Genomic DNA, 18,020 nt, shown 5'->3' on the forward strand with positions numbered 1-18,020 from the left:
AGGCCGGTTCAGGGCTGGCTCTGCAGCCAGGCTTTCACCGCCTGCGGATACAGCAGATGCTCCTGCACCAGCACGCGTGCGGCCAGCGTGTCCGCCGTGTCGTCCGGCAGCACCGGCACCGCCGCCTGCGCGAGGATGGGGCCGTGGTCCAGCTCGGCCGTCACCTGGTGCACGGTGCAGCCGGCCTCTTTGCAACCCGCATCGATGGCGCGCTGGTGCGTGTTCAGGCCGGTGAAGGCCGGCAGCAGCGAGGGGTGGATGTTGAGCAGTCGTCCCGCGTAATGCCTGACAAAGCCCGGCGTGAGGATGCGCATGAACCCGGCCAGCACCACCAGGGCGGGCTGGTGGGTGTCGATCAGTGCCATCAGCGCTGCATCAAACGCTTCGCGCGATTCAAACGCCTGGTGGCTCAGGACCTGCGTGGCCACGCCCAGCGACTGCGCGAGCTGCAACCCGGCCGCGTCGGGCCGGTTGCTGATGACGGCAGCCACCCGGGCACCGAACTGCTGCTGCCAGTGCTGAGCCTGCGCGGCCCGAACGATGGCAGCCATGTTCGAGCCGCTGCCCGAGATCAGGATCACGATGTTTTTGGGCTGGCGTGGCATCAGGTTTGGCATGGGTGCGTGGATTATCGCCATCACGCCCGCGGCTGCGGCGGCCTGGCCAGGGCAAACAGCGCCAGCGTCGCCACGCCCATGCCTACCAGCAGCCAGAGCAGCCCGGTGTAGCCGCCCAGCCCCAGCAAGGCCCAGGCCGTGAGAAAAGGGGCCGCCGCGCGGGTGCACAGCGCAATGCCCGACATCGCGCCGCTGATGCGGCCCACATGTTCGCGGCCATAGAAGTCCGGCACGATGTTGCTGCGCACGATGGTGATCAGGCCGTTGGCCACCCCGAACAGCACGGCAAACCCCACCAGCACCAGCGGCTGGCGGCCCAGCACAAACACCATCAGCGCCAGCGGAAACAGCGCCAGCACCATGAGCCCGAGGCTGCGGTGGCTCAGCGGCCGGCCCAGCCACAAAAAGGCAAAACGCCCGGCCACCTGCGCCGGGCCGAACCAGACCATGACGGCCACGGCTTCGGTCTGCGACAGCCCGCGCGACTCGAACGCCGGCATCAGGTGCGCCCACACGGTGGACAGCGCAAATGCATACAGCGTGAAGGTGGCCGTCAGCAGCCAGAAGGTGCGGCCCTGCATGGCTTGGCGCAGGGTGGCCTGGTCCTGCGCCACTTCCACCGGCGCGGCGCCGGGAGTCGGCGGCCGTTTCCAGGGGCCGCGCAGCACCCAGGCATGCAGCGGCGCCACCAGCAGCAGCACCCCGGCCATCACCAGCAGCGCAGGCCGCCAGCCCAGCGTGAGCAGCAGCCAGGCCGCTGCAGGAAACGACAGCGTGCTGGCAAAACCACCGACCAGCGTGATGGTGGTGATGCCCTGGCGGTAGCGATCGGGGAAACGTTTGGTGATCTCGCTGAAGGCCGGTTCGTACAAGGTCATCGCCATGGCCAGCCCGAGCAGCGCCCAGGCGGCGTACAGCAGCGGCAGGCTGTAGGCCTGCGACCAGACTGCGCAGCCGGCGGCACCAATCAGCGCTCCGCCGGTCAGCACGGCGCGCCCGCGGCCGCGGTCAATCGCCGCGCCGACCGCATAGGTCGCCAGGCCCCAGACCATCAGGCCCAGCGTGAACGCCCCCATGATGTCGGGCTGGCTCCAGCCCATGTCGCGCTGCATCGGCAGCACAAAAGACGAAAAGCCGTAATACATGATGGCCCAGACAAGAATCTGGCCGACACTGAGGGCGCTGATGATGGTGCGGTAGGAAGGCAAAGTGGGATGATTATCCGGGGCGGGAAAAACACGTTTGCCGGCGCCCGATTCTGCAAGGTGGAATCGCTCGCTATTTGTCCCAACTGGGACATAAAATTCCGAACGACCGTGCTAAAAATGCAGCAGTAACTCGAACCCGACGGAGACACGCATCTTATGGATCTCGCTTTCACCCCCGAAGAACAGACATTCCGCGAAGACATTCGCGCCTGGGTTCACGCCAACCTGCCGGCCGACATTTCGCACAAGGTGCACAACGCCCTGCGCCTGAGCCGCGACGACATGCAGCGCTGGGCCAAAATCCTCGGAAAAAAAGGCTGGCTCGGCCACGGCTGGCCCAAGGAATTTGGCGGCCCAGGCTGGAACGCGGTGCAAAAACACCTGTTCGAGGAAGAATGCGCCCTCGCCGGTGCACCCCGCGTCGTGCCCTTCGGCCCGGTGATGGTGGCGCCAGTGATCATGGCCTTCGGCAGCCCAGAGCAGCAAAAACGCTTTCTGCCCGGCATTGCCAGCGGCGAAGTCTGGTGGAGCCAGGGTTACAGCGAACCGGGTTCGGGCTCGGACCTGGCCTCGGTCAAATGCCGCGCAGAACGTGTCGGCGACAAATACATCGTCAACGGCCAGAAAACCTGGACCACGTTGGGCCAGTACGGCGAGTGGATTTTCTGCCTGGTGCGCACCAGCACCGAAGGCAAGCCGCAGACCGGCATTTCCTTCCTGCTGATCGACATGAAATCGCCCGGTGTCACCGTGCGGCCCATCGTGCTGCTCGACGGCGAGGCCGAGGTCAACGAGGTCTGGTTCGACAATGTCGAAGTGCCTGCCGAGAACCTGGTCGGTGAGGAAAACAAGGGCTGGACCTACGCCAAACACCTGCTCAGCCACGAACGCACCAACATTGCCGACGTGAACCGCGCCAAACGCGAACTCGAGCGCCTCAAACGCATCGCCAAGGCCGAAGGTGTCTATGACGATCTGCGCTTCCGCGACGAAATCGCCAAGATGGAAGTCGATGTGGTGGCCCTCGAAATGCTGGTGCTGCGTGTGCTCTCGGCCGAAAAGTCCGGCAAGAACTCGCTGGACATCGCCGGCCTGCTCAAGATCCGCGGCAGCGAAATCCAGCAGCGCTACACCGAGCTCATGATGCTGGCGGCCGGTCCTTACAGCCTGCCCTTCATCGAGGAAGCCATGGAAGCCGGCTGGCAAGGCAACTTCCCCGGCGGCATGGCGGCCGACGCGCCGCTGGCCTCGACCTATTTCAACATGCGCAAGACCACGATTTACGGCGGCAGCAACGAAGTGCAGCGCAACATCGTGTCGCAGTTCGTTCTGGGCTGAAAGCTCACTGCGCAACCTCAAAAATTTGGAGCATCAGCATGGATTTTGATTTCAGCGACGACCAGGAACAACTGCGCGATGCAGTGGGCAAATGGGTCAGCAAGGGCTACGACTTCGAGCGCCGCCGCGGCATTGCCAAGGCCGGCGGTTTCTCGCGCGAGGCTTATGGCCAGCTGGCCGAACTCGGCCTGACCGGCCTCTACATCCCCGAGGATGACGGCGGACTCGGCATGGGCCCGGTCGAAGGCATGGTCGTGATGGAGGAACTCGGTCGCGGCATCGTGCTCGAACCGCTGGCCCAGGCCCTGATCGCCGGCGCCGTGTTGTCCGGCTACGCGCCCGCCGATGTCAAAGCCGCGTGGCTGCCAAACATCGCCAGCGGCGAAGCACTGGTGATGCTCGCCTCGCAGGAGCGCGTCGCCCGCTACCAACTCGATGTTTGTGAAGCAAAAGCGACTGCAGCCGGCGCCGAATGGGCGCTGACAGCTACCAAAAACATAGTACCCGCCGGTGACCAGGCTGATGCCTTCATCGTCCCGGCGCAGGCCAACGGCAAGATCGCGCTGTTCCTGGTCGAGCGCACGGCCCAGGGCGTCACCACGCGCGGCTACGGCACGCAGGACGGCGGCCGCGCGGCCGACGTGGTGCTCAAGGACGCACCGGCCACACTGATCACGCTGGACGGCCTGGCGGCGCTGGAGCACGCCACCGACATCGGCATCGCCGCCACCTGCGCCGAAGCCGTCGGCGTGATGGACAAAACCCTGGCCATCACCGTCGAGTACATGAACACGCGCAAGCAGTTCGGCGTGGTGATCAGCAGCTTCCAGGCGCTGCGCCACCGCGTGGCCGACATGAAGATGCAGCTGGAACTGGCCCGCTCCATGAGTTATTACGCCTCGCTCAAGCTCAATGCGCCGGCAGCCGAACGCCGCGCCGCCATGGCCCGCGCCAAGTACCAGCTCGGCGTCTCCATGCGTTTTGTCGGCCAGCAGGCGGTGCAGCTGCATGGCGGCATCGGCGTGACCGACGAATACATCGTGAGCCACTATTTCAAGCGGCTGACGCAGATGGAAATGAGCTTCGGCGACACCCTGCATCATCTGGGTGAGGTCTCGGCCCGCATGCAGGACACGGCGGGCGTGTTTGCCTGACTTGCCGGCGACATATTGAGAAACGATGCTCCGTGGCACGAACCACGGGCACTTTTTAATGCCAGGAGACCCCCCATGATGCTGCACCGCCGCCTTCTTCTTGTGCTTGCTGCCACCGGCCTGGTGCTGGCCGGTTGCGCCACCACGCCTTCCTCCGGCGACCAGCCGCCTATCGTGTTTGTGCACGGCAACGGCGACACCGCCGCGCTGTGGCAGACCACGATCTGGCGTTTTGAATCGAACGGCTGGCCGCGCGAACGCCTGCACGCCATCGACCTGCCCTACCCGCTGGCGCGCGACGAAGACGGCAAGGCCCAGCCGGGACGCAGCTCGTCCGCGGAACACATGGCCTACCTCAAAGCGGAAGTCGACAAGGTGCTGCAGGCCACGGGCGCCCGCCAGGTCGTGCTGGTTGCCAACTCGCGCGGCGGGTATGCCGTGCGCAACTACATCTACAACGGCGGCGGCGCCAGCCGCGTGAGCCACGCGATTCTGGGCGGCACGCCCAACCACGGCGTGTGGGCCATCAAGGGTTTCCGCGAAGCCAACGAGTTTTCCGGCACCGGGCCTTTCCTGACCGCACTCAATGCCTCGAAGAACGCCGCCGGCGACGAAGTCACCGGCCCCGTCAAGTGGCTGACCTTGCGCTCGGACAACAACGACAAGTTCGCCCAGCCCGACGGCGTGTGGATAGGCTCCAAGGGCACACCGACCAACGTCAGCTTCGAGGGCCCGGCCCTCAAGGGCGCGACCAACCTCGTACTGCCGCGCGTCGACCACCGCGAAACTTCTTTTTCACCGGCGGCGTTCGAGGCCACCTACCGTTTCATCACCGGAAAAACCCCGCAGACAACGACCATCCAGCCCGACACACCGCTGGTCCTCAACGGCAAGATCACCGGCCTGGGCCTGCGCCCAACCGATCCGGCTTCGGGCAACTATTCGAACAACCTGCCGCTGCCGGGCGCGCAACTGGCGGTGTACGCCACCGACGCGGCAACCGGCGCACGTGTGGGCAGCGCAGTCCACAGCAAAACCGTGGGCGCCGACGGCCTCTGGGGACCGTTCACCGCCCAGCCCGGCACCCAATACGAATTTGTCATCAGCGCGCCGGGGTATGCCACCACCCACATCTACCGCAGCCCCTTCCCGCGCTCCAGCAAGCTCATCCACCTGCGCGCCGACCGCCCGGCCGAAGCCGACAAAGCCGCCAAGTCCAGCATCACGCTGACGCGGCCACGCGGCTACTTCGACGCGACGCGCGACAAGATGTCGTTCGACGGCAAAGCCCTGCCGGGCGTGCCGCCCGCGGGCGCGGGCGTGTCGAGTTCCAAGATCAACCTGAGCCAGGACGGTGTTCGCCCGATTGCGGCGGAGTTCAACGGTGAGAAGATCACCGGTCGGACCTGGCCGCTGGCGGACGGGCACTTGGTGGTGCTGGAGCTGACTTACTGAGGTTTTGAAGCGCGTTTGCCGCTGCAGAGACTCAAAAGACGGCCAGGATGATGCGTGTGTTCGCCCTTGGACCGGAGCGCATCAGGCGCCTGCGTGGGATGGAGAGATGGATAGCGCTTCTCGCACAACTTGGGCAACAGAAAGTTCGGCTATGGCTTTACGCCTGCAGTAGTTCGACGCAAGCCACGCCCTCAGATCTTTTGCGCCCTTGCTTGCGTTGCAGGACGTGCAGCATCGAGCGATGTTTTGGCGCGTCACCATCTTTGCATCATTGACGATGTACTCCCAGGAGGGCGATGTAGTTGGAAGCGAAAAGTCGACTCTGCAATAGACGCATGATGAATCCCGCGCAAGGACTTCATCCTCCAGCCAGTCGGGAATGTTCCACCGATTCAACTTGAACCTGCTTGGATCATTGGCATGGCGGCCTAATTTCTGTCGTTTTCCAGTGGTCAGATCTGCCGCAGGAGCCGGGAGACCCAAACTGCCACGCTCAAACCAGCAGCCGCGAAGTCCTCGGCACATGCGCCATCAGAAACTCCATCTGGTCCGCCAGGATGCGGCGGTTGCGCAGGATGAAGTCTTCCCACAGGCTGGGCACGTACGGGGTGTAGAGCAGCGGCATGTGCGCCTGCTCGGGGGTGCGGCTGCTCTTGCGGTGGTTGCAGGCGCGGCAGGCGGTGACCACGTTCATCCAGGTGTCGATGCCGTTCTGGGCAAAGGGGATGATGTGCTCGCGGGTCAAGTCTTCCTCGTGGAAATGGTCGCCGCAGTAGGCGCACACATTGCGGTCACGGGCGAACAGCTTGCTGTTGGTCAGCCCGGGCTTGAGGTCGAAGGGGTTGATGTTGGGCACGCCCTTGGTGCCGATGATGCTGTTGACGTTGATGATGGACTGGTTGCCGGTGATGGCATTGTGGCCGCCGTGAAACGTGGCCACCTGCGCACCCATCTCCCAGCGCACTTCATCCGAGGCATAGTGCAGCACGGCTTGTTCGAGGCTGATCCACGACTGCGGCAACCCCTGGGCTGAGAGCTTCAAGACCTTCAAACGAACCTCCAACATTTAAAAAAAACGCTTGGAAACCGGACTCAAACTGCTTGAACCATCAATATACAGCGAATTCATGACAAAGCCGGGGCAATAGCCCTATTTCGTCCCTCAGCCCGCAGCCAACTGATCTGAGGCGCTATTAAAACGATAATTGGCGGCATGAAAGTTTCGCAATGAAAGTTTTCCGCGGCTACAACCACCCCCAGCTTGCGGCGCAGTGCGCGCTGACGATTGGCAACTTCGATGGCGTGCACCGCGGCCACCAGGCCATGCTGGCGCTGCTCAAAAATGAGGCGCAACACCGCGGCGTGCCCAGTTGCGTGATGAGCTTCGAGCCGCATCCGCGCGACTACTTCGCCGCCGTGGCGCGCAAGCCCGAGCTGGCGCCGGCGCGCATCGCCACGCTGCGCGACAAGCTGACCGAACTGGCGCGCTGCGGCATCGACCAGTGTGTGGTGCTGCCCTTCAACGCGCGGCTGGCCGCCCAGCCGGCCCAGGCGTTCATCGAAGACGTGCTGGTGCAGGGCTTGGGCGCGCGTTACGTGCTGGTCGGCGACGACTTCCGTTTTGGCGCCAAACGCACGGGAGACTACGCCATGCTCGACGCCGCTGGCGACCGCCTGGGCTTTGACGTGGCCCGCATGAACAGCTACGAGGTGAGCAACACCCGGGTGTCGAGCTCGGCCGTGCGCGAGGCCTTGGCCCAGGGCCAGATGACACGGGTGGCTAGCCTGCTGGGCCGGCCGTACAGCATCTCGGGCCATGTGGTGCACGGCCGCAAGCTCGGGCGCGAGCTCGGTTTCCGGACCCTGAACCTGCGTTTTTCCCACTGGAAACCGGCAGCCAGCGGGATTTTTGCGGTGCAGGTGTTCGGCCTGTCGGACCAGCCCCTGCCCGGTGTGGCCAACCTGGGCATCCGGCCCTCGCTGGACCCGGCCGACGTCAACGGCGGACGGGTGCTGCTGGAAACCCATTGCCTGGCCTGGCCGGCCGGCTTGGGACCGGAGGAGGCATACGGTAAAATCATCCGCGTGGAACTGCTACACAAACTGCACGACGAACTGAAATACGACGGTCTGGACAGCCTCAAGGCAGGCATCGCCAGGGACTGCGACGATGCGCGGGCGTTTTTTGCCGAGGCCGCGAAGTCATTTTCAGCCTCCATGCACACGGAAACCAGCCGCCAGACCACGCGCGACCGAATTTAGACGATCTCATCGCCTCTGGCCCCGTCCCTTCCTCCGGGCGAACGGCTTTCTTCCCGACCCGTATTCCGGCGGTCCGGCCTCACCGGCCGCCTCAACAAAAGCATCCCATGTCCGACAACAAAACCGATTACCGCAGCACCCTGAACCTGCCCGACACTCCCTTTCCCATGCGCGGCGACTTGCCCAAGCGCGAGCCGGGCTGGGTCAAGGAGTGGGACGAAAAAGGCATCTATAAAAAGCTGCGTGACGTGCGCGCCGGCAAGCCGAAGTTCGTGCTGCACGACGGCCCGCCTTATGCCAACGGCCAGATCCACATGGGCCACGCGGTCAACAAGATCCTGAAGGACATGATCGTCAAGGCGCGCCAGCTCAAGGGCCTGGACGCGATCTACGTGCCGGGCTGGGACTGTCACGGCCTGCCGATCGAGAACCAGATCGAAAAAACATTCGGCCGCAAGCTCAGCCGCGACGAGGTGCAGGCCAAAAGCCGCGCCTACGCGACCGAGCAGATCGCGCTGCAGAAGGAAGACTTCAAGCGTCTGGGCGTGCTCGGCGAATGGGACAACCCCTACCTGACCATGAACCCCGGCAACGAGGCCGATGAAATCCGCGCGCTCAAACGCATCATCGAACGCGGTTTTGTGTATCGCGGCCTGAAACCCGTGTACTGGTGTTTTGACTGCGGCTCCTCACTGGCCGAGTTCGAGATCGAATACGCCGACAAGAAGTCGCAGACGCTGGACGTCGGCTTCAAGTCGGCCGAGCCAGAGAAACTCGCCGCCGCCTTCGGCCTGAAAAATCTGGCGAAAGACGCCTTTGCGGTGATCTGGACCACGACGGCCTGGACCATCCCGGCCAACCAGGCGCTGAACCTGAACCCGGATCTGGAGTACGCGCTGGTCGATACCGAGCGCGGCATCCTGCTGCTGGCCGCCTCGCTGGTCGGGAAATGTCTGGAGCGTTTCCAACTCACCGGCACCGTACTGGCGACCACCGAAGGCAAAAACCTTGCCTTGCTCAACTTCATGCACCCCTTGTATGAAGTCAACGAGGGTTACCGTCGCCTGAGCCCGGTCTTCCTGGCCGACTATGCCACCGCCGACGACGGCACCGGCATCGTGCATTCATCGCCCGCTTACGGCGTGGAAGATTTCAACTCCTGCGTCGCCAACGGCATTGCCGTGGACGACATCCTCAACCCGGTGCAGGGCAACGGCCGTTATGTGGACGAGCTGCCGCTGTTCGGCGGACTCAACATCTGGAAAGCCGCCCCGCTGGTGATCGACGCGCTGCGCGACGCCGGGCGCCTGTTCGCCACCGAAACCATCACCCACAGCTACCCGCACTGCTGGCGCCACAAGACGCCGGTGATCTACCGGGCTGCCGCCCAGTGGTTCATCCGCATGGACGAGGGCGAAGGCGTATTCACCAGGGACAAGGCGCCGCAGACCCTGCGCCAGCTGGCGCTCAACGCGATCGATGAAACCAGCTTCTACCCGGAAAACGGCAAGGTCCGCCTGCGCGACATGATCGCCGGCCGGCCCGACTGGTGCATCAGCCGCCAGCGCAGCTGGGGCGTGCCGCTGCCGTTTTTCATCCACACCGCCACCGGCGAGCTGCACCCGCGCACCATGGAGTTGCTGGACACGGCTGCCGCCATGGTGGCCGAGGGAGGCATCGAGGCGTGGAGCAAGGCGACCGCCGAATCGCTGATAGGCGCGGATGCCGAGTTCTACACCAAGAGCAACGACATCCTCGACGTCTGGTTCGACTCGGGCACCACGCACTACACCGTGCTGCAGAAAAGCCATGCGGCCCAGTCCACCTGGCCGGCCGATTTGTACCTCGAAGGCCACGACCAGCACCGCGGCTGGTTCCACAGCTCGCTGCTGACCGCCTGCGCGATGTACGACCACGCGCCTTACAAAGGCCTGCTGACCCACGGCTTCACGGTGGACAGCCAGGGCCGCAAGATGAGCAAGTCGCAGGGCAACGGTGTTGATCCGCAGGAAACCAGCAAGAAGCTGGGTGCCGAGATCATCCGCCTGTGGGTGGCCGCCAGCGACTACTCGGGCGACATCGCCGGCGACGACAAGATCCTCGCGCGCGTGGTCGACACCTACCGGCGCGTGCGCAACACGCTGAAGTTTCTGCTCGCCAACATCAGTGACTTCGACCCGGCCAAAGACGCCGTGCCGCTGGACCAGATGCTGGAAATCGACCGTTACGCCCTGAGCCGCGCAGCGCAGCTGCAGGCCGACATCCTGGCGCACTACGAGGTTTACGAGTTCCATCCGGTGGTCTCCAAACTGCAGATCTACTGCAGCGAAGACCTGGGCTCCTTCTATCTCGATATCCTGAAAGACAGGCTGTACACCACGGCACCGAAGTCGCTGGCCAGGCGCAGCGCGCAAACCGCGCTGCACCAGATCACACAGGCGATGCTGCGCTGGATGGCGCCTTTCCTGAGCTTCACCGCCGAGGAAGCCTGGAAGTTCGCCGGCAGTTCGGAATCCATCTTCATGGAAACCTATGCCGAGCTGGCCACGCCCGATGCGGCCCTGCTGGCCAAATGGGGCCGCATCCGCGAACTGCGCGACGCCGTCAACAAGGACATCGAGGCCCTGCGTGCCGACGGCAAGGTCGGCTCGTCGCTGCAGGCCAAAGTGACGCTCGAAGTCACGACCGATGACCATGCACTGCTGGCCAGCCTGGGCGACGATTTGAAGTTCGTCTTCATCACCTCCGCTATAAATTTGATAGCTGGAAGCGCACAAGCCATTGGGACCGAAGCCAGTTCCGCCATCAAATGCGAACGCTGCTGGCATTACCGGGACGACGTCGGCCACGACACTGCTCACCCGACGATCTGTGGGCGCTGCACCAGCAACCTCTACGGCGCGGGTGAAGACAGGAAATTTGCATGATGGCCACAACCACCTTCCGCACCACCTCCACCAGCCTGCTGCCCTGGCTGGGTCTGGCGCTGATCCTGCTGATTGCCGACCAGTTCACCAAGGTGCTGATCCTGGGCTACTACCAGCTCGGGGACGCGACCTATGTCACCAGTTTTTTCAACGTGGTGCGGGTGCACAACACCGGCGCGGCGTTCTCCTTCCTGGCCTCCGCGTCGGGCTGGCAGCGCTGGTTCTTCACCGCCATCGGCATCGCGGCGGCTCTCTTCATCCTGTGGATGCTCAAGTCGCATGCAGGGCAGAAGCTGTTTTCCTTTGCGCTGGCCTGCATTCTGGGCGGCGCGGTCGGCAATGTGATTGACCGCACGCTGCACGGCTATGTGGTCGACTTTCTGGACTTCCACTACGCCGGCTGGCACTTCCCGGCCTTCAACGTCGCCGACAGCGCCATCACCGTCGGAGCCATCTGCCTGGTGCTGGACGAACTGCTGCGAGTGCGGAAGGCGAAATAGGCGCTTCCTCCGACCTTGCACCACCTGCCTGCAACGGGCAGCGTGGTGAAAAATGCACGGCCCCTGCCGCAAAGCGCCAGTCGCACGCACACCGGCGTTATAGTGGTCCTCCACACTTATGAAGCATTTGTTGAATTTGCTGGCAGCCATAGCGCTGCTGGTCTGGGGCACCCACCTGGTTCGGACCGGCATCCTGCGCGTGTTCGGGGCCAACCTGCGACACGTGCTGTCGCGCAGTGCAGGCAACCGCTTCACTGCCGCCCTGTCGGGTCTCGGTGTGACCGCGCTGGTGCAGTCCAGCACCGCCACCGCGCTGATCGTTTCCTCCTTTGTCGGCCAGGGGCTGATCGCGCTGCCGCTGGCACTGGCCGTGATGCTGGGCGCCGACATCGGCACCAGCCTGATGGCGGTGGTGTTCTCGTTTGACCTGTCCTGGCTCTCGCCCCTGTTCATCTTCAGCGGCGTGGTGCTGTTCATCTCGCGCCAGACCACCAATGTCGGACGTTTCGGCCGCGTCCTGATCGGCCTGGGGCTGATGCTGCTGGCGCTGCGCCTGGTGACGGACTCGACCGCGGTGCTGACCTCGAACGCAGCCGTCAAGGCCCTGCTGGGCACACTCAGCAGCGACCTGCTGCTGGAGATCACGGTCGGCGCGGTGCTGGCTGTGGTGTCCTACTCCAGCCTGGCCATCGTGCTGCTGACAGCCACCCTGGCCGCCTCGAGCGTGATTCCGCTGGACGTGGCGCTGGGTCTGGTGCTGGGCGCCAACCTCGGCAGCGGCCTGCTCGCGGTGCTGACCACGGCCCGCTCGGCCATCGAAGTGCGCCAGGTGCCACTGGGCAACTTCCTTTTCAAGCTGCTCGGTGTCGCCGCCGCCGCACCCCTGGTCGGCCTGTGGCTGCGCCATGTGCGGCCCTTCCTCGGCGAGGCGGCCACCACAGTGGTGCTGTTTCACCTGATGTTCAACGTGCTGGTAGGCCTGGTGTTCATCACCTTGACGCAGGTGGTGGCACGCTGGGTTGAAAAACTCCTGCCGCGTCCGGTCAAGGGCGGTGCCACCGGCGGCCGACCGCACCACCTGGACCCGTCGGCGCTGACCACGCCGTCGCTGGCCATCTCGTGCGCCGCCCGCGAAGCCCTGCACCAGGCCGACGTGGTCGAGAGCATGCTGATCGGGATGCTGGAAGTCATGCGCCGCAACGACCTGCGGCTGGCCGAAGACCTGCGCAAGATGGACGACACGGTGGACGAGCTGTACTCGGCCATCAAGTACTACCTGACCAAGATTTCGCGCGAGGCCCTGGGCGAGGAAGAAAGCCGGCGCTGGACCGACATCATCAGCTTCACCATCAACATGGAGCAGATCGGCGACATCATTGAGCGCATTCTGATCGACATCGAGGACAAGAAGATCAAGCCTGGCCGCAACTTTTCGGAAGCCGGCATGGCCGAGATCTGCGAGCTGCACCAGCGACTGCTCGACAACCTGCGCCTGGGCATGAGCGTTTTCCTCAATGGCAATGTGCGCGATGCCAAAAAACTGCTGGAGGAAAAGGCGCGTTTCCGCGACCTCGAGCGTGCCTACGCCAACACCCACCTGGGCCGGCTGTCGGACAACACCGTGCAGAGCATTGAAACCAGCTCGCTGCACATCGATCTGATCAGCGACCTCAAACGCATCAACTCGCACATCTGCTCCATCGCCTACCCCATCCTCGATTCGGCCGGCGCCCTGGTGCCCAACCGCCTGCGCCAAAGCGCCTTCAGTGACTCCGTCTCCCGCTGACCGGCAGGACATGCCGCGATGAACCCCGACGCCGACCAGCTCTGGCGGGCACCGCGCTGGGCCCTGGCGGTGCTGCTGGCCCTGCTGGGCATGCTCGGGCCGTTTTCCATCGACACCTACATCCCGGCGTTTTCGGGCATTGCGCGTTCGCTGGGTGCCACGCCGGTCGAGATGCAGCAGACGCTGTCGGCCTACCTGTTCGGCTTTGCTTTCATGAACCTGTTCCACGGGGCGCTGGCCGACAGCTTCGGCCGCCGCCCGGTCGTGCTGTGGGGCATTGCGATGTTCACCATCGCCTCGGCCGGCTGTGCGCTGTCGCAAAGCATTGAGCAGCTGGTATTTTTCCGGGCGCTGCAGGGCCTGTCCACCGGCGCCGGCATCGTGGTCTCGCGCGCGGTGATCCGCGACATGTTCCCGCCGGCCCAGGCGCAGAAGGTCATGAGCCAGGTGACGATTTATTTCGGCGTGGCGCCGGCGATTGCGCCCATCATCGGCGGCTGGCTGTTTGTGCACCTGAACTGGCACGCGATCTTCTGGTTCCTCACCGGTATCGGCGTGTTGCTGTGGACCGCCAACTACAAGCTGCTGCCCGAGACGCTGCACATCACGCAGCGCCAGCCCTTCAATGTGAAACACCTGATGCGCGGCTACTGGCAGCTCGGTTCGAGCGCGCGGTTTTTCCTGCTGGCGCTGGCCAGCGGCGTGCCCTTCAACGGCATGTTTCTCTACGTGCTGGCGGCACCCGAATTCCTGGGCGTGCACATGGGCCTGGCGCCAACGGAGTTCTTCTGGTTCTTCGTGCTGACGATTGCCGGCATCATGGCGGGCGCCTGGGTCAGTGGCCGCATGGCAGGACGGATCGCGCCCAAGCAGCAGATCCGCCACGGCTTTGTGATCATGCTGGTGATTGCGGTACTCAACCTGGCGGCCAACCTGCTGTTCAAGGCCCATGTCTCGTGGGCGCTGTTTCCGATTGCCATCTTCGCCTTCGGCTGGGCCCTGATGGTGCCGGTGGTGACGCTGCTGGTGCTGGACCTCTACCCCGAACGGCGCGGCATGGCCTCGTCGCTGCAGGCCTTCATCGGCTCGACCGCCAACGGCATCGTCGCCGGCGTGATCGCGCCGCTGATCATGCACTCCACCGTGGCGCTGGCCGCCGTGTCGCTGCTGATGATGGGCATCGGCCTGCTGGCCTGGCTCTACCTGCACCACCGCTGGCCGGAGATCGGCCGGGCGGTGAATGAATAAAGGCCCCCACGCTCCGCCGCTGCGCGGGTCGCTGCCCCCCGAGGGGGCGCTGCGCCTGCGGCCCGGCAAAGCCGGTTCCGCGGCCCCGGCTTGAAGGGGAGTCCACCCCTGAGGCGATGCCGCTTACGCCTGTAGCAGCGCGGCCTGGATCAACGCGGCTTCCAGAGTGAACTGGCCCTGTTGCATCTGGCGCAGCAGCTCGTTCCCGTCCAACAGGGCAAAACACTCAACCTCGCCGTCCTGGTTCACCGGCACCATGCCTTCGGGCACCGTGCACCGGTACCAGTCGATGTGCTCGCTGACGTAGCCTGCGCCGTTCCCGTCTCTGGCAGGCCGGCAGGTGTGCAGGCGCCCACCGTAGCGCAGGTCCTTCAGCTCGAGCAGGTGCAGGCCGGCCTCCTCCCAGGTCTCGCGTGCCAGCGCGCTGTCCAGCGTGTCGGCTGCCGACACCATGCCGCCCATCAGGGTGTCCCACAGTCCGGGGTCGTTGGGTTTGTCCCATGCGCGCTGCTGCACCCAGAACCGGCCGTCGGGCGCCTGCCCGACCAAGTGCACGGCCTGGGTGACAATGCCCAGCGGGCGTACCGCCGCACGCTCCACGGTGCCAAGCCGCCGGCCATGCGGGTCGCACACGGCGAGCTGCTCGTCACGCCAGGCGCCCGCCAGCCCCACAGCGTGCAGGGCAGCGGCCACGCGGTTCAGTCCCTGCGTGATCTCGCCCTGCAGGTGCCAGCCTGTCTGCCCATTTCGCTCTTCTTTTGATAGCTGTTTGCGCCCGTCGAATAAGGGCTCAAGCGTGATTTGATGCAAAAAATCGGGCTCCACAGAACCAATCACCGATTCGCCGGCCCACAGCGGTACACGCGGACGCAGCGGCGCTTGCGTGGCGGCAGCGCGCAGTGCGCGAAGGTGGGCGGGGTCAAAGGCTGGAGGATTCATGGGCCGTATTAAGCCATGCCCGGGTTGCTCTTGCCCACATGTGCTATGTATTCAATAGCTGCTTGCGCCGGTAGCCAGGGGGCCAAAGCCAGAAATCGTCTTACGCCTTGGCCAAAAGCCCGTCCAGACGCCTGTCCCAGTTGGCGCCGGGCAATGCCGCAGACAGTTGCACATCATCGAGCGCAAAGGTGCGACGCAGCACCTGCGCCAGCACGGCGCGGTAGTCGTGGTGGGCCGGCAGGTCGCGGCCTTCGTTGAGGTTGCCGTGGGCCAGGCCGGTCCACTGGCCGTGCCAGCGGCCACCGTTGACGCGGTTGCCGATCAGCCACATCGCATTGCCGAAACCGTGGTCGGTCCCGCGCGTGCCGTTTTCCGCCGTGGTGCGGCCGAACTCGCTCAGCACCACGATCACGTCACCCGGTTCGGAGAAATCCCGGCGCAGCTGCGCCACGCCGCGCGCCAGATTGCCCAGGTTGTTGGCCAGCGGGCCGGTGGCTGCGCCCTGGTTGGCATGGGTGTCCCAGCCGCCGGCCGACAGAAAGCCCAGGCGCAGACTGCGGTCGTTGCGCATCAGCGTGCCCAGGTGCCGGGCATCGAGCTGCAAGCCCACCGGGTCGGGTGCGCCGTTGCTGGCCGCCAGCATTTGCGCCGACTGGGCCTGGGCGCTGGCCGGCGTGCCGTCGCGGTCCAGCTGGCGCGCCGCCATCGGCCTGTCGCCGGCCATAGCCTGGCGACGGACGTCGGCCGCGGCTTTTTCGCTGCTGAGTTCCTGCGCGCTCTGCATGCGGCTGCCGGCCCCCTGGCGAAAGGCCTGGCTGATGCTGTCGTCACCCGCGTACAGGTCCAGCAGGGCCTGGCGCGTTTTGTCGTTGGCCAGCACGCCGGTGCGTTCGGCCGCCTGGCCGCGCGGGATCAGCTTGACTGCCGCCGGCCCGCCGAGAATCGCCGGGTTGGCCTCGCCCACGCCCAGCGCCACCGCCGGGCCTTTGGCGCCGGCACGCAGGCCGGCCACCTGGTTGAGCCAGCCCGGGGCGCTGCTGGTGCGCCCGGGCCGGGCAATTTCCATCTGGTACTGCGCGTCGAAGTGCGAGCGGTTCGGCGCCGGCAGCCCGGCCGCCGGCACAAAACCCAGCACGCCCTGCTGCCACAGCGGCAACAGCGGGCCCAGCGCCGGATGCAGCGCGAAGGTGTTGTCCAGGCGCAGGGCGGTTTGCGCCGTGCCATCGGGCGCGGCAATCGCGATGTTGGGCCGCAGCGCGTAATAGTCACGGTCGGCATAAGGCACCAGCGCCGACAGTCCGTCGTAGGCGCCGCGCAGCAACACCACCACCAGGCGGCCGCTGTCGAGCGCGGTCTTGCCGGGAGCCTGCGCCTGCGCCCAGGCGCCCGCGCCCCCGGGCAGCGTTGCCAGCGCGCCCAGCTGCAGCAGGCGGCGGCGGGCGATAAACAGATCGGGATGCATGGACAACTCCTGGGCTCGGTTTTCTCGGTTTTATTTGCGCATGAAATCGGGGCTGGCCAGCAGCAGGCCGGTGCGCAGCGGGGCCGCCTCGCGGGCGATGCGCTCACGTGTCGGACCGCTCAGGAACACATCGAGGTAGGCAGGTTCCGCCATGCGCGGCGCCAGGCCCAGTGCGTAGTCGGCGCGCCGGGTCAGCGCCTCGGGCGCCAGCCAGGTGGCGGCATCGGTCTTGTAGCCGTCCGGGGTTTGCCAGCCATGCATGGGCTGGCCGGCCTGCGCCAGAAAACCCAGGGCCTGCGCCATGTCGCGGCGCTCCTTCACGCCGCCGGCCGCGGTCAGCACCGAGCAGGCATAGTCCAGCGGTGTCTTGAAGAGCTGGTTGCCCTCGGCCCAGAACTCGGGCGCCGACACCAGCGTGCGCATGACCGCGCGAATGTCGCCCTGCGTCGCCAGAAAGGTCTTGCTCAGGCGGTCCACCAGCGCCGGTGGCGGCTGGTCGGCCACAAAAATGCTGGCCAGCCGCGTGGCGATCCGCCGCGCCGTGGCCGGCTGGCGCGCCAGCAGGCGGATTGCGTCCTCGCCTTCAGCCATGCCGTTGGCGCTGTAGGGACGGCCCAGCAGGGTCTTGTCACCGCGGTCGTGCAGGCGTTCGGCAAAACGGAAACCCTCGCCGTCCTTGAGGTTCACCGTCCAGCCGGTCAGGATGCGGGCCAGCTCGCGCACATCGGCCTGCGTGTAGCCGCCGTTCACGCCCAGGGTGTGCAGCTCCATGAGTTCGCGTGCGTAGTTCTCGTTGAGTCCGCGGCTGTTGCTCTGCGCCTGGTCCAGGTAAAACAGCATGGCCGGGTGCTGCGCGCTGGCCAGCAGCAGGTCTTCAAAACGTCCCAGCGCGTGCGGCCGGATCACGTTGAGGACGTAGTGCCCGACAAAGGGTCGCACCGTGCCCTTGCCGACAAACACATTGAGGTGGTTGAACCAGAACTCGGTCATGCGGGCCAGCAGCGGGGCCTCGAGCGCCGGGTCGCTGCAGGCCATCAGCCGCCAAGCCGCGGCGCTCTGGGCCATGTCGCGGCTGAACATTTCCGCGCCACCCGCGCCGGGCAAGGCGGCCTGCGCCGCGGCGC

14 protein-coding genes are annotated in these 18,020 nt (G+C 65.3%); 8 read left to right on the plus strand and 6 right to left on the minus strand.

Going from position 1 to position 18,020, the window contains the following annotated elements:
- Positions 1-8: 8 nt before the first annotated feature.
- Positions 9-617, minus strand: a complete 609-nt coding sequence (gene purN, locus AAG813_RS06940; protein ID WP_341913218.1) for a phosphoribosylglycinamide formyltransferase — start codon at positions 615-617, stop codon at positions 9-11.
- Positions 618-637: 20 nt separating this feature from the next.
- Positions 638-1,825: an MFS transporter gene (locus tag AAG813_RS06945; protein ID WP_341913221.1), complete on the minus strand. Its 1,188-nt coding sequence runs from the start codon at positions 1,823-1,825 to the stop codon at positions 638-640.
- A gap of 156 nt (positions 1,826-1,981) precedes the next feature.
- Here AAG813_RS06945 and AAG813_RS06950 point away from each other — a divergent pair, with 156 nt between their 5' ends.
- The 3 genes from AAG813_RS06950 (at position 1,982) to AAG813_RS06960 (ending at position 5,772) form a co-directional block, all read left to right on the plus strand.
- Positions 1,982-3,163 (plus strand): acyl-CoA dehydrogenase family protein, encoded by a 1,182-nt coding sequence (locus AAG813_RS06950; RefSeq protein ID WP_341913223.1) that lies wholly within the window; start codon positions 1,982-1,984, stop codon positions 3,161-3,163.
- Positions 3,164-3,201: 38 nt separating this feature from the next.
- Positions 3,202-4,317, plus strand: a complete 1,116-nt coding sequence (locus AAG813_RS06955) for an acyl-CoA dehydrogenase family protein (RefSeq protein ID WP_341913225.1) — start codon at positions 3,202-3,204, stop codon at positions 4,315-4,317.
- 78 nt (positions 4,318-4,395) lie between these two features.
- Positions 4,396-5,772 (plus strand): alpha/beta fold hydrolase, encoded by a 1,377-nt coding sequence (locus tag AAG813_RS06960; protein ID WP_341913264.1) that lies wholly within the window; start codon positions 4,396-4,398, stop codon positions 5,770-5,772.
- Between the two features lie 493 nt (positions 5,773-6,265).
- Here the strand turns inward: AAG813_RS06960 and AAG813_RS06965 are convergent, their stop codons facing one another.
- A complete protein-coding gene (locus AAG813_RS06965) occupies positions 6,266-6,823 on the minus strand; it encodes an HNH endonuclease (RefSeq protein ID WP_300511629.1) in 558 nt (185 codons plus the stop codon).
- A gap of 176 nt (positions 6,824-6,999) precedes the next feature.
- Here AAG813_RS06965 and AAG813_RS06970 point away from each other — a divergent pair, with 176 nt between their 5' ends.
- From AAG813_RS06970 to AAG813_RS06990, 5 genes are all read left to right on the plus strand, one after another.
- Entirely contained in the window at positions 7,000-8,034 is a 1,035-nt protein-coding gene (locus AAG813_RS06970) for a bifunctional riboflavin kinase/FAD synthetase (protein WP_341913229.1), read from the plus strand.
- A gap of 107 nt (positions 8,035-8,141) precedes the next feature.
- On the plus strand, positions 8,142-10,961 hold the full coding sequence (ileS, locus tag AAG813_RS06975; protein WP_341913232.1) for an isoleucine--tRNA ligase: 2,820 nt from the start codon (positions 8,142-8,144) through the stop codon (positions 10,959-10,961).
- A complete protein-coding gene (gene lspA, locus AAG813_RS06980; protein ID WP_341913266.1) occupies positions 10,961-11,461 on the plus strand; it encodes a signal peptidase II in 501 nt (166 codons plus the stop codon). Before ileS ends, lspA begins: the two co-directional genes overlap by 1 nt.
- Before the next feature lie 118 nt (positions 11,462-11,579).
- A complete protein-coding gene (locus tag AAG813_RS06985) occupies positions 11,580-13,247 on the plus strand; it encodes a Na/Pi cotransporter family protein (protein WP_341913234.1) in 1,668 nt (555 codons plus the stop codon).
- Positions 13,248-13,265: 18 nt separating this feature from the next.
- Positions 13,266-14,495, plus strand: a complete 1,230-nt coding sequence (locus AAG813_RS06990; protein ID WP_341913237.1) for a multidrug effflux MFS transporter — start codon at positions 13,266-13,268, stop codon at positions 14,493-14,495.
- A 123-nt stretch (positions 14,496-14,618) separates the two neighbouring features.
- On the opposite strand, the gene AAG813_RS06995 is transcribed toward AAG813_RS06990, so the two are convergent.
- The 3 genes from AAG813_RS06995 to AAG813_RS07005 all read right to left on the minus strand — a co-directional run.
- A complete protein-coding gene (locus AAG813_RS06995; protein ID WP_341913239.1) occupies positions 14,619-15,434 on the minus strand; it encodes an NUDIX domain-containing protein in 816 nt (271 codons plus the stop codon).
- Between the two features lie 100 nt (positions 15,435-15,534).
- A complete protein-coding gene (locus AAG813_RS07000) occupies positions 15,535-16,896 on the minus strand; it encodes a DUF1501 domain-containing protein (protein ID WP_341913242.1) in 1,362 nt (453 codons plus the stop codon).
- 30 nt (positions 16,897-16,926) lie between these two features.
- A partial coding sequence (locus AAG813_RS07005; protein WP_341913243.1) for a DUF1800 domain-containing protein occupies positions 16,927-18,020 on the minus strand: 1,094 nt, incomplete at its 5' end.

This window comes from Polaromonas sp. YR568 (genome assembly GCF_943371715.1).
Classification (GTDB): Bacteria; Pseudomonadota; Gammaproteobacteria; order Burkholderiales; family Burkholderiaceae_C; genus Polaromonas.

Excerpts from the sequence above, each read along its gene's own strand:
- purN (WP_341913218.1), bottom strand. The coding sequence starts at position 617 with ATGCCAAACCTGATGCCACGCCAGCCCAAAAACATCGTGATCCTGATC.
- lspA (WP_341913266.1), top strand. The coding sequence starts at position 10,961 with ATGGCCACAACCACCTTCCGCACCACCTCCACCAGCCTGCTGCCCTGG.
- ileS (WP_341913232.1), top strand. The coding sequence starts at position 8,142 with ATGTCCGACAACAAAACCGATTACCGCAGCACCCTGAACCTGCCCGAC.
- AAG813_RS06995 (WP_341913239.1), bottom strand. The coding sequence starts at position 15,434 with ATGAATCCTCCAGCCTTTGACCCCGCCCACCTTCGCGCACTGCGCGCT.
- AAG813_RS06985 (WP_341913234.1), top strand. The coding sequence starts at position 11,580 with ATGAAGCATTTGTTGAATTTGCTGGCAGCCATAGCGCTGCTGGTCTGG.
- AAG813_RS06970 (WP_341913229.1), top strand. The coding sequence starts at position 7,000 with ATGAAAGTTTTCCGCGGCTACAACCACCCCCAGCTTGCGGCGCAGTGC.
- AAG813_RS06990 (WP_341913237.1), top strand. The coding sequence starts at position 13,266 with ATGAACCCCGACGCCGACCAGCTCTGGCGGGCACCGCGCTGGGCCCTG.
- AAG813_RS06950 (WP_341913223.1), top strand. The coding sequence starts at position 1,982 with ATGGATCTCGCTTTCACCCCCGAAGAACAGACATTCCGCGAAGACATT.
- AAG813_RS06960 (WP_341913264.1), top strand. The coding sequence starts at position 4,396 with ATGCTGCACCGCCGCCTTCTTCTTGTGCTTGCTGCCACCGGCCTGGTG.
- AAG813_RS06955 (WP_341913225.1), top strand. The coding sequence starts at position 3,202 with ATGGATTTTGATTTCAGCGACGACCAGGAACAACTGCGCGATGCAGTG.
- AAG813_RS07000 (WP_341913242.1), bottom strand. The coding sequence starts at position 16,896 with ATGCATCCCGATCTGTTTATCGCCCGCCGCCGCCTGCTGCAGCTGGGC.